Here is a 14,893-nt window from a genome sequence, read left to right as displayed (position 1 = left end):
CCGGGCTTACTCGGCCTGACCCCACAGGTCGTGGGCATCGGACGTGGTGATGCGCACGTCGACGAACTGGCCGACGGCCAGCTTCTTGTGCGGTTCGTACGGCGGCTTCACATAGACCACGCCGTCGATCTCGGGGGCGTCGGCTGCCGAGCGGCCGATGCCGCCGGTGCGGTTGACTTCATCGATCAGCACGCGCACGGTCTTGCCGACCTTGGCCTTCAGGCGGTTCTTCGAGATTTCTTCCTGCAGCAGCATCACGCGGCCGCGGCGTTCTTCGCGCACTTCTTCCGGCACCGGGTTGGCCAGTTCGTTGGCGGTGGCGCCTTCCACCGGCGAATAGGCGAAGCAGCCGAGGCGGTCGATCTGCGCTTCCTTGAGGAAGTCCAGCAGGTACTGGAATTCGGCTTCGGTCTCGCCCGGGAAGCCGGCGATGAAGGTCGAGCGGATCGTGAGCTCCGGATTCATCTGGCGCCAGGCCAGGATGCGGTCGAGGTTTTTCTCGCCGCTGGCCGGGCGCTTCATGCGCTTCAGCACGTCGGGATGCGCATGCTGCATCGGGATGTCGAGGTAAGGCAGCACGTGCTCGCCCATCATCGGGATCACCTGGTCCACGTGCGGGTATGGATACACATAGTGCATGCGCACCCAGGCGCCGTACGACTTGGCCAGTTCGCCCAGCGCTTCCATCAGCTGCGTCATGTGGGTCTTGATCGGGCGGCCGTTCCAGAAGCCGGTGCGGAACTTGACGTCGACGCCATAGGCCGAGGTGTCCTGCGAGATCACCAGCAGTTCCTTGACGCCAGACTTGAACAGGTTTTCCGCTTCCAGCAGCAGCTCGCCGATCGGGCGCGACACCAGGTCGCCGCGCATCGACGGGATGATGCAGAACGAGCAGCGGTGATTGCAGCCCTCGGAGATTTTCAGGTAGGCGTAATGCTTGGGCGTGAGCTTGATGCCTTGCGGTGGCAGCAGGTCGATGAACGGCTCGTGCGGCTTGGGCAGGTGCAGGTGGACCGAGTCCATCACTTCGCCGAGCGCGTGCGGGCCGGTCACGGCCAGTACCTTCGGGTGCACCTTCATGATGATGTCGTCGCCTTCCGCGTCTTTCTTCGCGCCCAGGCAACCGGTGACGATCACCTTGCCGTTTTCGGCCAGCGCTTCGCCGATGGCGTCGAGCGACTCCTGTACGGCAGCGTCGATGAAGCCGCAGGTGTTGACGATGACCAGGTCGGCGCCGTCGTAGGACTTGGCGGTCTCGTACCCTTCGGCGCGCAGCTGGGTCAGGATCTGCTCGGAATCGACCAGCGCCTTGGGGCAGCCGAGCGAAACAAAGCCGACTTTGGGCGCCGCACCGCTGACGGTGGTGGTGGCAGCAGGCTTGGCGATACGGGAAAGTGGTTGCGATTGCATGTTGGGTGTCGTGAAGATGCCGGGCAATCGGGCATTATACCCGATCATGCTTGCTCCGGAGAAGCCCGGGACCCGGGTTACCGGCGGCGACAGCTATTTTAAAAACTCGCCGAAGACAACAACGGCACAGCAGCTCGCGCCCTGTGCCGTCCTTTTCCGTCAATACAGATGACTACTTCTTGTCGCTCGGCGGCACCACCGCGCCGAACGGGAAGGCGCCGAACAGGGTCTTGCTCTGGTTTTGCATTTGCTCCTGCATCTGCACGAACAGGCTCTTGCTCTGGTCGATGTAGTTGTTCATCATCCCCTGCATCATCGGGCCCTGGACGTTCATGAACTGGGTCCACATTTCGGGGCTGAAGGCTTTGCCGTCCATGGCGCCGGCGCCGGTGAACTTGCGCTGGATGTCGGTGAAGGCCTGGACATTTTTTTCCAGGTAGGAGCCCATCATGCCCTGCATGGCGTGGCCATAGAAACGGATGATTTGCGACAGCACGTCGCTCGAGAACATGGGGGCGCCGCTGGCCTCTTCTTCCAGAATGATTTGCAGGAGAATGCTGCGGCTCAGATCTTCGTTGGTCTTGGCATCGACCACGGTAAATACCTCGTTGTCGAGCACCAGCTGCTTGACGTCCGACAGCGTGATGTAGGAACTGGTCTGGGTGTCGTACAGCCGGCGGTTCGGATATTTTTTGATCAAGCGGTCAGCATTTTTTTTCGCACTACTCATCACAAGTCCGATCACAAGTCCATTTATTGCGCTGCAGCGCACACTGCAACTATTCTAAAAAAAAGCGAACCGGGGTCCGCTTTTCACGTGTCTACCTGATCCTATTATAGAGGGGAAAATGCAAAAATTGCATAAAGTCGCAACAGTACTGGATTTTATTGCAACGCAACTAATAGTCAGCTTTACAATCCCTGCGCACCTTGTTAACCCGGTTTAATAAGACTTCACCTTCACGTAACGCCCCGGCGCCGGCTCGATCGGCGTGTAGCGGACGTTGCCGGCCTTGCCTTTCGGCTTGACCTGCTTGCCGCCGTGGCTGGCCAGGAACGCGGCCCATTGCGGCCACCAGCTGCCCGGCATTTCGGTGGCGCCATCGAACCAGGCCTGCGCAGTGCCGTCGCCGGCACTGTTGTCGTTGATCCAGTAGCTGCGCTTGTTCTTGGCCGGCGAGTTGATGACGCCGGCGATGTGGCCCGACGCGCCGAGCACGAAACGGTTGGCGCCAGGCTTGCCCTGGTTCAGGATATGCAGCGAGCCGAAAGCCGATTTCCACGGCACGATATGGTCGTCGCGCGAGCCGTAGATGAAGACCGGCGCATCGATCAGGCCAAGGTCGACTTTTTCGCCGGCCACCGTCAGCTTGCCCGGCACCTTCAGGCTGTTTTCCAGATAGGTGTTGCGCAGGTACCAGCAGAACATCGGCCCCGGCAGATTGGTGCTGTCCGAATTCCAGAACAGCAGATCGAACGCGGCCGGCTCATTCCCTTTGAGGTAGTTGGACTGCACATAGTTCCATACCAGGTCGTTCGGCCGCAGGCTCGAGAAAGTCGACGCGAGATCGCGTCCCGGCATCAGGCCGCCGTCGCGCAGCTGCTGTTCGCGCAGCGAGACCTGGGTTTCGTCGACGAACACGTCCAGCACGCCGGTGTCGCTGAAGTCGAGGAAGGTGGTCAGCAGGGTCAGGCTGGCCGCCGGATGCTGGCCGCGCGCCGCCAGCACTGCCAGCGCGGTGGCAGCGAGGGTGCCGCCGACGCAGAAGCCGAACAGGTTGAGCTTTTGCTGGCCGCTGACATCCTGCACGATACGGATCGCCTCGATCACGCCCTGCTCCACGTAGTCGTCCCAGCTGGTGGTGGCCAGCGACTTGTCCGGATTGCTCCACGAGACCATGAACACGGTATTGCCCTGCTCTACCGCGTACCGCACCAGCGAATTGTCCGGCTGCAGGTCGAGGATATAGAACTTGTTGATACACGGCGGCACCATCAGGAGCGGTGTCTGGCTGACGGCCGGCGTGGTCGGCGTATACTGGATCAGCTGGAACAGCGGATTTTCATGGATCACGGTACCCGGCGTGATGGCCAGGTTGCGCCCCACTTCGAACGCCGATTCGTCCGACAGCGAGATATGGCCCTTGTTGATGTCGCCGAGCATGTTGGCCAGACCACGGGTCAGGCTTTCGCCCTTGGTGTCGATCAGCTTTTGCTGGGCTTCCGGATTGGTGGCCAGGAAGTTGGCGGGCGACATGGCGTCGATCATCTGCTGCACGGCAAAGCGGATTTTCTGCTTCTGCTGCGGGGCGGTCTCCACCGCCTCCACCATCGCACTGAGGAATCTGGCGTTGAGCAGGTACGTGGCGGCGTTGAAGGCCGACATCGGATTACCCTGCCAAGCAGCCGAACTGAAACGCCGGTCGCTGACCGCCGGCGCCTTGCCGGCCAAAAAATCCTGCCACAACACGCCGAAATCGCGCATATAGTCGTTCTTCAGCTGCTCCATCGCTTCCGCGTCGAGCGCAACGCCGATATCGTGCAACATGGTGGCAAACGGGTTGGCGTCGATGGTGGGCGCCTTGCTGAACCAGGATTGCCACTGGCTGGGATCGCCGACCTGCGACATCCAGGCGTTGGCAATGGCTTGCGGATCGGGCAAATTCATGTGTAAGTCCCTAAAAAATATTAACTATCTCTGAACGGGTTGCTACATGCTGATTGTTGCTATTGCGTGGATGTATGTCGTGGGACTGATGGCCCTGACCGAACCGACCATCATTGCGGGAATTGTAACGTTTATCTTCTATTGCGTGCTACCCCTGGCGACCTGGATCTACATCGCCGGCAGCGGCCGGCGCCGGGCGCGCCGGCGCGCCGCGCAGGAAGGCGCGCAGTCCGGTCCGCCCGCCCCGCCGGACCGGTGAAGCGCGCCCGCGTCAGAGAACCCGAAACACCGCCGCGGGCGGCCCGATATCGTCGTGCGCAGCGCAAGCGGATGGAAACGGACAGGCGATCGCGGCTCGCGCAGCAGGCTTTACGAGCTGCCCTTCAGCCAGATCAGGCTGGCCTGGCGGCCGGTCACGCCGTCGCGGCGGAACGAATAAAACCTGGCGGAATTGGCCACCGTGCAGTATTCGCCGCCGTGCACCTGATCCACGCCCGCGCGCAGCATGCGGTGCCGCGCCAGCGCATAGATGTCGGCCAGGAACTTGCCGGGCTTGTGGTCAAGCGCCGTAAAGGCTGCCGTCACGTGGCGCACACTTGAAGCATCGGCCGCGTTGTGCAGGAAGGCCTGGCGCACCTCGCTGCCGACCTCGAACTGGTAGGCGCCGATCGCCGGCCCCATCCAGGCGGTGAGGTCGCCGGCGCCGGCAGCGCGCATGGCGTCGATGGTGTTTTCCAGGATGCCGGACAGCAGCCCGCGCCAGCCCGCGTGGGCGGCAGCCACGGTGGCGCCGCGGCTGTCGCACAACAATACCGGCAGGCAGTCGGCCGTCATCACCACGCACACCTTGCCGGCGATGGTGGTCATGCTGGCGTCCGCTTCCGGCACCTGCTGCGGCCCGACCTTGCCCAGGTCGGCCACCACGGTGCCGTGCACCTGCGCCAGCCAGCCCGGATCGCCGGGCAGTTGCGCGCGCAGGATGTGGCGGTTGCGGGCCACGTTGTGCGGCTGGTCGCCGACGTGGGTGGCCAGGTTGAGGCCGCCGTGCCCCATGCCATCGTCATACGGCGCCGGGCTGACGCCGCCGCGCCGCGTGGTCGAGAGCACGCCCACGTTGGCAGGCAGGTCCGGCCAGTGGGGCAGCAACCATTGCTGGCCGCCGGTCGCCGGTGTGTCGCCGATCGGCCCGCCGGACATCAGTGCTGTTCCGGCTCGGCGATGCCGGCCTGCGCGATCAGGGCCGCGAAGTCATCGGCCAGCGGCACAACCCATTCGCACGGTTCGCCGGTCGCCGGATGCACGAGCCCCAGGCGGCGCGCCTGCAGCGCCTGGCGCGGGAACACATTCGACAGGTGCTGCTTGCCGTAGGTGGTGTCGCCCACCAGCGGGAAGCCGATCGACATCATGTGCACGCGGATCTGGTGCGTGCGCCCGGTTTCGAGGCGGCACTTCATCAGGCTGACGGGACGACGGTCGAGGTCGCCGCTGGCCAGCAGTTCGTAGTGGGTGATGGCCGGCTTGGCGCCCATGCTGGTGGACACCGCCATCTTGATGCGGTCCTTCGGATGGCGGCCCATCGAGGCATCGATGGTGCCGCTGATGCGCGGCGTACCCCACACCAGCGCGAAGTACTCGCGCTTGACCGTGCGTGCCGCCAGCTGGCGCACCAGGTCGGTCTGCGACGCCAGCGTCTTGCCGACCACCATCAGGCCGCTGGTGTCCTTGTCCAGCCGGTGGACGATGCCGGCGCGCGGCACGCCCACCAGCTGCGGGCAGTGGTGCAGCAGGCCGTTGAGCAGGGTGCCGCTCCAGTTGCCGGCGCCCGGGTGCACCACCAGGCCGGCCGGCTTGTTAATCACGATCAGGTGCTCGTCCTCGAAAACGATGTTCAGCTCCACCGGTTCCGGTTTAAAGGCCTCGTCTTCCGGCGCCGGTTGGGGCAGAATGACGATCTTCTCGTCGCCGTAGACCGTATCCTTGGTGCTTTTTGCCGGCTTGCCATCGACGCTGACGAAGCCGTCGGTGATCCACATCTGCAGGCGGCCGCGCGAAAATTGCGGCACCAGGCCCGAGATGACCTTGTCGAGGCGCTGGCCGCACGCGTCCGGCGTCAGTTCCAGTTCGATCGGCGCCAGGCTATCGTCTTCGTCGCCGTCGGCATCGAGGGCCAGCGCGGTGTCGTGTTCGACAGGGTCGGCCAGTTCGGTGGAGGATTCGGTCGAATTCGGCTTTGGAGTTAATATCACAGCATTCCCATCGGCTATAATCAGCCTATTGTAAAACTTTGGTTAAACAGCTTCTTGCAAAACGATATGCAAAAAAAATTATCAGTAGTCGCAGCAACGTTGGTGATGCTTAGTTTGTTCGGTTGCGGAGCGTTGTCCGACAAGGCCGACGAAACAAAGGGCTGGAGCGCTTCGAAATTATACTCGGAGGCGACCGAAGAGCTCGAAGGAGCGCACTACGAGCGCGCGATTCAACTGTACGAGCGGCTCGAATCGAGCTATCCGTTCGGCACCTACGCCCAGCAGGCGCAGATGCAGATCGCCTATGCCTATTACAAGTCGCAGGACCAGGCCCAGGCGCTGGCGGCGGTCGAGCGCTTCATCAAGCTGCACCCGAATCACGCCCAGGTCGACTATATGTACTACCTGCGCGGCTTGATCAACTTCAACGACCAGGTGGGCCTGCTCAATTTCGTCTACGAACAGGATGTCACCGAGCGCGACCCGAAAGCCACGCGCGAAGCGTACGCGGCCTTCAAGCAGCTGGTGGACAAGTTCCCCAACAGTAAATACACGCCGGACGCCCGCCAGCGCATGCGCTACCTGGTCAACGCCATGGCCTCGTACGAAGTGCACGTGGCGCGCTACTACTACCGTCGCGGCGCCTACCTGGCGGCGGCCAACCGCGCCATGGGCATCATGGACGACTACCGCGACTCGCCGTCGATCGAGGAGGCGCTGTTCATCATGATCCGCAGCTACGACAAGCTCGGCATGACCGAACTGCGCAACGACGCCGAACGCGTGTTCCGCCTGAACTACCCGAACAGCCGCTTCCTCGACGAAGGCAAGAAGGCCGAGCGGCACTGGTGGAAGTTCTGGAGCAGCAACGACACCACGAAATAAGCCAAAACCGGGATGCACATCCCGGTTTTTGTTTCTTTACCTGGTTTTACGCAGCCACCTTGCGGCGGAAAATCCAGGTCGTGTCGCTGGAGTCGCCGGCATCGAAAGCATAGCCGTCGACGTCGAATTTTTTCAGCTTGTGCGGATCGGTCAGACCCTTGACGGCCGCATAGCGGGCCATCAGGCCGCGCGCGCGCTTGGCGTAGAACGAGATGATCTTGTACTTGCCGCCCTTCCAGTCCTCGAACTGCGGCGTGATCACCGGTACCGCGAGCTGTTTCGGCTTGACCGACTTGAAGTATTCTTCGGACGCCAGGTTGACCAGCGCACTGGCGCCCCGCTCGGCCGCCAGCGCGTTCAGCGCGCGGGTCTGGGTGTCGCCCCAGAAGTCGTACAGGTTCTTGCCGCGCGCGGTGCCCAGGCGCGTGCCCATTTCCAGCCGGTGCGGATGGATCAGGTCGAACGGCCGCAGCAAGCCGTACAGGCCGGACAGGATGCGGATGTGGGCCTGCGCGTAGTCGAGCTGCCTGGCGTTGAGGCTGTAGGCATCGAAGCCCGCGTAGACGTCGCCGTTGAAGGCCATGATGGCCTGCCGGCCTTCGGACGTGTCCGGGGTCCACGATGCGTAGCGCGCCACGTTGAGGGCCGACAGCTTGTCGGACAGGTCCATCAGTTCGCCGACCTGGGCGGGCGAGAATGCGCGCAGGCGCTCGATCAGCAGCGCCGACTGGTCGAGAAAATCCGGTTGCGAGGTCAGCTTGGTGGTGGGAGGGGTTTCGAGGTCGAGACTTTTGGCGGGCGACAGCACGATCAACATATTTCTGATTAACCTATTTTTTGAACTACCGACATGATACCCGTTCCCCGCATCGTCATCGACACCAACGTCTGCCTCGATCTGTTCGTCTTCAGGGACCCGCGCTGGGCGGCGCTGCTGCACGCGCTGGAGACCGGCGCGGTGGACGCCGTCACCCGCGCCGACTGCCGCGACGAATACCGCATCGTGCTCCACTACAAGCAGCTGCCGCTCGACGACGACAGCCGGCCGCTCGCTGCCGCCCGCTTCGACGCGCTGATCAAGGTCGTGGCGCCGGCCGCATCGGGCGTGCGCCTGCCCGTGTGCACCGACCGCGACGACCAGAAATTTCTGGAAGTGGCGCGCGATGCCCAGGCCGGCGTACTGATCACCAAGGACAAGGCCCTGCTCAAGCTCGGCAAACGCTTGCAGAAGGCCGGCCTGTTCAAGGTCGTGGTGCCGGAAAAGTGGTCGCTCGACAGCTGACCGGCGCGCACCGACCTGCGCTAGAATAGGCGCTCTGTCCACCCGATCGCCGACATGAACAGTAGCCAACACAGCAGCAACGAGGTCCCTCCCCCTGCCCTGCACAGCCGCCTGCCGGCCGTGGGCACCACGGTGTTTACCCGCATGTCGATGCTGGCCGCGCAGGCGGACGCCGTCAACCTGGGCCAGGGCTTTCCCGACTTTCCCTGCGATCGCAGCCTGATCGACGCCGTCACCGGCGCCATGCAGGCCGATTGCAACCAGTACCCGCCGATGAGCGGCGTGCCGGCCCTGCGCGCCGCCATCGCCGCCAAGATCGCCACGTTGTACGGCCAGCAGTACGGCATCGACGACATCACCATCACCGCCGGCGCCACCGAGGGACTGACCACGGCCATCCTGTGCTGCGTGCACCCGGGCGACGAAGTGATCGTGATCGAGCCCGTGTACGACAGCTATGTGCCGGCCATTACCCTGGCCGGCGGCACAGCGGTGTGCGTGCAGATGGACATGCGCGCCAGCGGCTATACGGTGCCGTGGGCCAAGGTGGCGGCGGCCGTCACCAGCCGCACCCGCCTCATCGTCATCAACACGCCGCACAACCCGACCGGCAGCATTCTGCGCGGCTCGGACATGCATGCACTGTCGGACATCGTGCGCGGCACCAACATCCTGGTCCTGTCCGACGAGGTGTACGAACACATGGTCTACGACGGCCAGCGTCATGAATCGGTGTGCCGGCATCCGGAACTGGCGGCGCGCGCCTTCGTCGTCTCGTCGTTCGGCAAAACCTACCACGTGACCGGCTGGAAGGTCGGTTACGTGGCAGCGCCGCCGGCGCTGACGGCCGAGTTCCGCAAGGTGCACCAGTACAATGTGTTCAGCGTCAACACCCCCATGCAGCATGGCATTGCCAGCTACATGGACGACCCGCAACCGTATCTGCAATTGCCGGCGTTTTACCAGCGCAAGCGCGACCTGTTCCGCGCCGGCCTGGCCGCCAGCCGCTTCGAGCTGCTGCCGGCCGATGGCACGTATTTCCAGTGCGTGCGCTACGAGAAAATTTCGACCCAGACCGAGGCCGCGTTTGCCGAGTGGCTGACCAGCGAAATCAAGGTGGCCGCGATTCCCGTCTCGGCTTTTTACCGGCACGGCATCGAGTCGGGCATCGTGCGCTTCTGCTTTGCCAAGCAGGACGCCACGCTGGCGCTGGCACTGGCGCGCCTGGCGACGCTCTAGGAGGCAGGCATGGCCGACCTCGACGCAGCGGCGCCCGGCGTTTCGGTCCTGCACCAGCTCAACGCCTGCAACCGCCGGCTCGCGCACATGCTGGACAACCTGCGCAGCGCCTCCGATGCCGAGGCCGCGCTGCGCGCGGTTGCGGCCGATGTCATCCACGCGGTCGAGGCAAACGCCGACATCGCGATCGCCGCCGTCCTGCTCAACCAGATCGCCGGCAGCTACGCCGTGCGCCACTGTATCGAGACGGCCGTGCTGGTCGCCGTGCTGGCGCGCCGGCTGGGCAAGTCCGGCGCCGACATCCAGACCGTGGCGGCCGCCGCGCTGACCATGAACGTCGGCATGCTGGGCCACCAGGACAGCTTCCAGGACAAGCACACGCCGCTGTCGGGCGAGGAACAGGCCATCGTGCGCCGCCATCCCGAAGATTCGGCCACCCTGCTGCAATGCGCAGGCGTACAGGACCAGGCGTGGATTTCCTGCGTGCTGCTGCACCACGAAAATGACGACGGCAGCGGCTATCCGGCCGGCCTGGCGCGGCCCGAGGTCACGCTCGACGCCAAGCTGCTCAGTCTTGCTGACCGCTATTGTGCCCTGGTTTCGGCCCGCAACTACCGGCGCTCGATGCTGCCGGACGCCGCGCTGCGCAAGCTGCGCGACGACCGCGCCAGCCCGGTGGACCCCGGCCTGCTCGACCTCTTCCGCGACGAACTCGGCGATTACCCGCCCGGCTGCCTGGTGCGCCTGCACGGCGGCGACATCGGCGTGGTCAGCACGCGCGGCGCTGGCGCTGGCACCGCGCAGGTGGTGTGCCTGCGCGACGCTGCCGGGATGGCGGTGCCCGCCGGCGCCCGCTCGCTGCCGGCCACCGCGATCGCCGCCGCCCTCAGCGAGGACGACGCCGATATCCGCTTCAGCATGAAGCAGGTATGGGGCCCACAGGCCGGACTCTAGCGCAACCTCTGCACAAGCTTCGGGCGCCGGCGCCGCCGGCAGCGCTGCCCCACGTGGTGTGCTCTCAAGGAAGCGCGCGGACCGGGCAACGATTTATTTTGATTGTCCGGATATTAAGTTAATTAAGATCGTTATAATGTCCGCAGTGTTTCGCATCGCTCGATTCCATCTCTCACACCCGATAGACCATGCCTTCCTCCCTGGCTGCCCGCGCTGCGACCCGACGTCCCGCTCCCTGGTTCGACATGGATACGCTCGACGATTTTCCCGGCACCCACAGCAGCCAGGCCCTGGGCGCCGTGACGCTGTCGCAGGCCGCGGCGGCGCACCACAGCGTGCAGCGCGATATTGCGTGGAGTGGTAACAGCAAGGCGCAACACCTGTTGCTGCTGTGGCAGCAGCGCGGCAGCGCAGTGCTGGCCCAGCACGGCGGCACGATACGGCTGGCGGCAGGCGATGTGGTGCTGCACGATGCGAGCCAGCCCTACCGGCTCGATTTCGACGCGCCGTTCGAGGTCAGCGTCGCGCGCATCCCTGCTGCCGCCATGCGCAGCCTGTGTCCGCCGATCGATACGCTGCTCGGTGCCGTGCTCACCGTGCGCAAGCCGCAGGTGGCGTTGCTGACGGCGATGGTCGCGTGTCATGCCGCCACCGACTATGCGGGCTTGCCGCAGGCGGCGGCGCTGCACGCAGCCGAAGCCCTGCGGCAGACGCTGGCCGCGTGCGCACTCGGTCTGGCCGTCACGGGGCCGCAGCAGCGCCCGCGCCTCGGCCAGTATCACCTGGCCCGCATCCGCCAGTATGCCCTCAGGCACATCGGCGACAGCGGGCTGTCGATCAACGAACTGGTCGAAGCACTGGGCATCTCGGCTGCCCACATCCACCGCCTGTTTGCGGGCGAGGCGCAAAGCTTCAGCACCTGGCTGTGGGACACGCGCCTGCAACTGTGCCATCTGGCCTTGCGCGATCCGGCCTGCAGCGGTCAGCCGATCAGCCAGATCGCCTACCAGTTCGGCTTCAGCCACCCGGCACACTTTTCCCGCGCCTACCGCAACCATTTCGGCATGACGCCAAGCGCCTGGCGCGCCGGCGCAGCACCGCCCGCCGACCCGGCCCCGGTTCAGGCAGCAAGCGCCTCGTCCCGCAAGGTCGCCGCGCGGGCCGCCGACAGCACTGCCGACCAGGCGGTTCGGCAGCGCGCCGGATGACCGGACGAGAGCATTGCCGATCAGGCAGCCGAACCGGTAACCGGGCAGGCGATCAGACGGCTGCTCGACGGCGCCTTCGATCGGACGGCTGGCGGCCAGCCAGGCAGTCTTTCGCACCGGCAGCCGATTGCGCTGGCAATCGCGCTGGAATCGCGCTGCCAGCGGGCGCCGCCACGCTCGGTCGGCGCCGCCGCCTGGCGTCAGGCGCCCGGCGCTGCCTTGCGGCGGCGCGCCACCAGCAGCATGCCACCCATGCCCAGGCTCATCATCAGCCAGGCCGATGGTTCCGGTACGGCCGACACGGTGTCGAGCATGGGCACGCCCAGCGCCGAGGTGCGGAAGGCGGCGCCGCCCCCGAGCACGTAATTGAAGGCGTAGGCGCCCTGCTGGGCGTAGGTCATCGACGAGCTGATCACCAGGTGCTGGTTGCCGGCGCCGAACAGGCCCAGGTCTACCACGTGGTCGTTGAAGTACAGGTTGGCGGCGGCCAGCGTGGTGAAACTTTGCGACAGCAAGGTCACGCCATTGTTGCTGATGGTGAGGTCGAGCGCGTCGAAGCCGCTGCCGACGAAGGTCGATGACACGAAGCCGAGCAGCAGGCGCTGCGCGGTGTCGGTGGCGAAGCTGAATTCGCCGGACGTGGTCAGCACGGCTGGCGAGGTATCGATCAGCGCCTCGACGCCGGCCGCGTGCACGCCGGTGCCAAGCACGTTCGGCACGGCGGCCGCCACGTTGGCGCCCAGGCCCAATGCTGCTGCGTCCGCGGGGCCGGCGCCCACGTGGGCCGACATGGTGGAGACGGCCGCCAGCTGCGGCAGGTCGAACGCACTGGTGCGGAACCGGTTCGAGGCCGAGGCCTGCGCCGCATTGCCGAAACTGCTGCGGGCGCCGGCGGCAAACGTCATCGCGCCGCCGGCTGCACCGATGCCCTGGGCCGTGGCCGTGACGTTCATGACCAGGCCTTCGCCCTCGGCGCGCGCCAGGCTGACGCCGCCGGCACGGGTCGTCACTGCGGTGGCCGACGCGTTGGCATGGCTGAGTTGGCCGTTGTCGAACGCGTAGCCGTAATAGCCGCCGCGCGCCACGGCCACGCTCTCGACGACGCCGCTGCCGGAGCGGCCGTAGCTGCCGGCCGTGGCATTGCCGAGGAAGGCACGATCACCGCCGGGATTGCCGATATTGCTGAGCGCAGTGGCGGTGACGTTGACGTTGTGGGCGCCGCTGGTGATGGCCCGGCTCATGGCGACGCTGTCGCCGCTGTGCGAATCGGCGTGCTCGAACGAGTCCGAGCCGCCGCTGGCCTTGCTGCTGGCGAAGATGTCGCCGGCAGCCCGGACGTCGGTCGTGGCGGTGGCCGTCTCGACATGATCGCCACCAAGCGCCACCGAGACGGCGCGCACGGCTGCCGTGCCGGCCGCCACGCCGGCGCGCACGGTGTTGACGACCGTGTTGGCGACGGCCGCACCATAGCGCGGGCCGTTATTGCCGCTGGCCGTGGCCTGCGCCTGCACATCGACCGCCAGGGCGCCGGTGCCCGTCACCGAAGTATTGCTGGTGGCGGACCCGCCGCTGCTCAGGCTTGCGCCCTCGGCGCCGTCGCCGGACAACATCAGGGTGGCCGAGCCGGCGCCGTAGCTGCGCGACGAACGGTAATCGATGCCGGCGCCGCCAGCCGCTTCGGCCGTGCCGCGCACCACGCCGCTGCCGCTCGCGCGCAGCGAGGCCGTGGCGTTGCCGCCGATATCGCCATACCCGCCGGTGGCGGCAACGCGGCCGCCGACTGCCGCGCCGCGCAGGTCGGCGCTGGCATTGGCGCTGCCGCCCCTGCCCGCCACCTGGTAGCTTTCGCCGCCGGCGCCGCCCACCGCGCTCACCAGGACGTCGATGCGGGAACCGCTGCGCGCCGAAGTCAGGGTCAGGCTGCTGGTGGCGGCGCCGCCGTCGCCGTTCGAGACACCGGCAAACGAGGTCGGGGTACCGCCGGCGCCGCCGATGCTGGCGATGTCGAGCGTGAGCGCACTGGCGCCGGCGTCGTCCAGTACCAGGGTGGACACCGCGCGACCGCCACGGACATCGCCGGTCAGCTCCTGGTAGGGCGGGATCGTGCTGACGGCATCATTGCCACCCTGGCCGCCGGTGGCGCGCTGGCTCAGCGTGACGGTACCGCCGACGGTCGTCCCGCGCACTGCATTGGTCAGCGTGGCGTTGCCGCCGCGCCCGCCCCGCCAGGCCACATCGGTGCCGTTACCGCCGGCGCCGCCGGTAGCGACTGCCGAGGCACCGACATTGCCGGTCAGCGAGCTGGCACTGGCGGCAGCGCTGGCCGCACCGCCGACGCCCGCGTAGCCGCCGGCACCGCCGTTGGCATTGCCGCCGATACCGCCCGTGGCCTCGGCCAGCGCGGTGGCGTTGCCGACCGCCGACGTGCGCGCACTGCTGACGGCGGCGCCGCCGCTGCCGCCGTTGCCGTAGGCCGGATTGGCAGGCGTGAAGTTGAAATAGCCGGGCGAGCTGCCGGCATGGCCGCCGTCGCCGCCGAGCGCGCTGGCGCCGGCGTAACCGGTCAGGTCCAGCGTGGTGGCGCTGGCGTTGCCGCCCCTTCCGCCGCTGCCGCCGGTGCCGCTGCCGTTGCCGAATTCATCCGACCCGGGACCGCCCATGCCGCCATCGCCACCGCGCCCGCCGGTAACGCTCAGGCGGTTGTACACGGCGCCGGCATTGCCGGGATTGATGGTCAGCGACTGGCCGCCGGTACCGACGCCGCCGGCTGCACCGGGCGTCGTGGCGTCGGCGCCCTGCCGGCCGGCGGTACCGGTACGGACCACGTCGGCCGCGTAGGCATTGGTCACCGCCAGCGACAGCAGCAGGGGCGTCAGGCCGGCGGTCAGCACCTGCCGGGAAGAGAATTGTTTCATGCTCAGCCTCAATGGTAAATGTTTCGTGACACTATCTTAAAATAATCATCACGATCTTAATATTAAGGCACGACCATGGGTATCAC

13 protein-coding genes are annotated in these 14,893 nt (G+C 65.9%); 6 read left to right on the top strand and 7 right to left on the bottom strand.

Translation table 11 applies throughout. From position 1 onward, the window contains the following. Positions 1 to 6 precede the first annotated feature (6 nt). From rimO to phaC, 3 genes are all read right to left on the bottom strand, one after another. Complete coding sequence (gene rimO / locus ASF61_RS10280) at positions 7 to 1,410, bottom strand: 30S ribosomal protein S12 methylthiotransferase RimO (protein ID WP_229205804.1); 1,404 nt, start codon at positions 1,408 to 1,410, stop codon at positions 7 to 9. Positions 1,411 to 1,582: 172 nt separating this feature from the next. Continuing rightward, positions 1,583 to 2,140 (bottom strand): polyhydroxyalkanoate synthesis repressor PhaR, encoded by a 558-nt coding sequence (phaR, locus tag ASF61_RS10275; RefSeq protein WP_056154873.1) that lies wholly within the window; start codon positions 2,138 to 2,140, stop codon positions 1,583 to 1,585. 213 nt (positions 2,141 to 2,353) lie between these two features. Further along, positions 2,354 to 4,078, bottom strand: coding sequence for a class I poly(R)-hydroxyalkanoic acid synthase (gene phaC / locus ASF61_RS10270; protein ID WP_056154869.1), 1,725 nt, complete (start codon positions 4,076 to 4,078; stop codon positions 2,354 to 2,356). Positions 4,079 to 4,124: 46 nt separating this feature from the next. Here phaC and ASF61_RS10265 point away from each other — a divergent pair, with 46 nt between their 5' ends. Further along, positions 4,125 to 4,337, top strand: a complete 213-nt coding sequence (locus tag ASF61_RS10265) for a hypothetical protein (protein WP_056154867.1) — start codon at positions 4,125 to 4,127, stop codon at positions 4,335 to 4,337. A gap of 110 nt (positions 4,338 to 4,447) precedes the next feature. On the opposite strand, the gene pgeF is transcribed toward ASF61_RS10265, so the two are convergent. Next, on the bottom strand, positions 4,448 to 5,275 hold the full coding sequence (pgeF, locus tag ASF61_RS10260; protein WP_056154864.1) for a peptidoglycan editing factor PgeF: 828 nt from the start codon (positions 5,273 to 5,275) through the stop codon (positions 4,448 to 4,450). After that, positions 5,275 to 6,324, bottom strand: a complete 1,050-nt coding sequence (locus ASF61_RS10255; RefSeq protein WP_056154861.1) for an RluA family pseudouridine synthase — start codon at positions 6,322 to 6,324, stop codon at positions 5,275 to 5,277. Before ASF61_RS10255 ends, pgeF begins: the two co-directional genes overlap by 1 nt. Before the next feature lie 66 nt (positions 6,325 to 6,390). On the opposite strand from ASF61_RS10255, the gene ASF61_RS10250 reads away from it, so the two are divergent. Next, positions 6,391 to 7,209, top strand: a complete 819-nt coding sequence (locus tag ASF61_RS10250; protein ID WP_056154858.1) for an outer membrane protein assembly factor BamD — start codon at positions 6,391 to 6,393, stop codon at positions 7,207 to 7,209. A 46-nt stretch (positions 7,210 to 7,255) separates the two neighbouring features. Here the strand turns inward: ASF61_RS10250 and yaaA are convergent, their stop codons facing one another. Then, on the bottom strand, positions 7,256 to 8,026 hold the full coding sequence (gene yaaA, locus ASF61_RS10245; RefSeq protein ID WP_056154856.1) for a peroxide stress protein YaaA: 771 nt from the start codon (positions 8,024 to 8,026) through the stop codon (positions 7,256 to 7,258). A 33-nt stretch (positions 8,027 to 8,059) separates the two neighbouring features. Between yaaA and ASF61_RS10240 the strand changes: the two genes are divergently transcribed. From ASF61_RS10240 to ASF61_RS10225, 4 genes are all read left to right on the top strand, one after another. Beyond that, positions 8,060 to 8,491, top strand: coding sequence for a putative toxin-antitoxin system toxin component, PIN family (locus tag ASF61_RS10240; RefSeq protein ID WP_056154852.1), 432 nt, complete (start codon positions 8,060 to 8,062; stop codon positions 8,489 to 8,491). A gap of 54 nt (positions 8,492 to 8,545) precedes the next feature. Continuing rightward, positions 8,546 to 9,730 (top strand): pyridoxal phosphate-dependent aminotransferase, encoded by a 1,185-nt coding sequence (locus ASF61_RS10235; RefSeq protein WP_056154849.1) that lies wholly within the window; start codon positions 8,546 to 8,548, stop codon positions 9,728 to 9,730. Between the two features lie 9 nt (positions 9,731 to 9,739). Then, positions 9,740 to 10,684, top strand: a complete 945-nt coding sequence (locus ASF61_RS10230; RefSeq protein WP_056154846.1) for an HD-GYP domain-containing protein — start codon at positions 9,740 to 9,742, stop codon at positions 10,682 to 10,684. Positions 10,685 to 10,872: 188 nt separating this feature from the next. Then, the gene (locus ASF61_RS10225) at positions 10,873 to 11,892 is read left to right on the top strand and encodes a helix-turn-helix domain-containing protein (protein ID WP_082491428.1); all 1,020 of its coding nucleotides are present in this window, start codon (positions 10,873 to 10,875) and stop codon (positions 11,890 to 11,892) included. A 200-nt stretch (positions 11,893 to 12,092) separates the two neighbouring features. Here ASF61_RS10225 and ASF61_RS10220 read toward each other — a convergent pair whose 3' ends face one another. After that, positions 12,093 to 14,807, bottom strand: a complete 2,715-nt coding sequence (locus ASF61_RS10220) for a PEP-CTERM sorting domain-containing protein (protein ID WP_156369518.1) — start codon at positions 14,805 to 14,807, stop codon at positions 12,093 to 12,095. Positions 14,808 to 14,893: the final 86 nt, after the last annotated feature.

It is taken from the genome of Duganella sp. Leaf126, assembly GCF_001423125.1.
GTDB lineage: Bacteria > Pseudomonadota > Gammaproteobacteria > Burkholderiales > Burkholderiaceae_D > Rugamonas.
The sequence above is the reverse complement of the archived record's forward strand: the minus strand, read 5'-3'. Positions and strand labels throughout refer to the sequence as shown.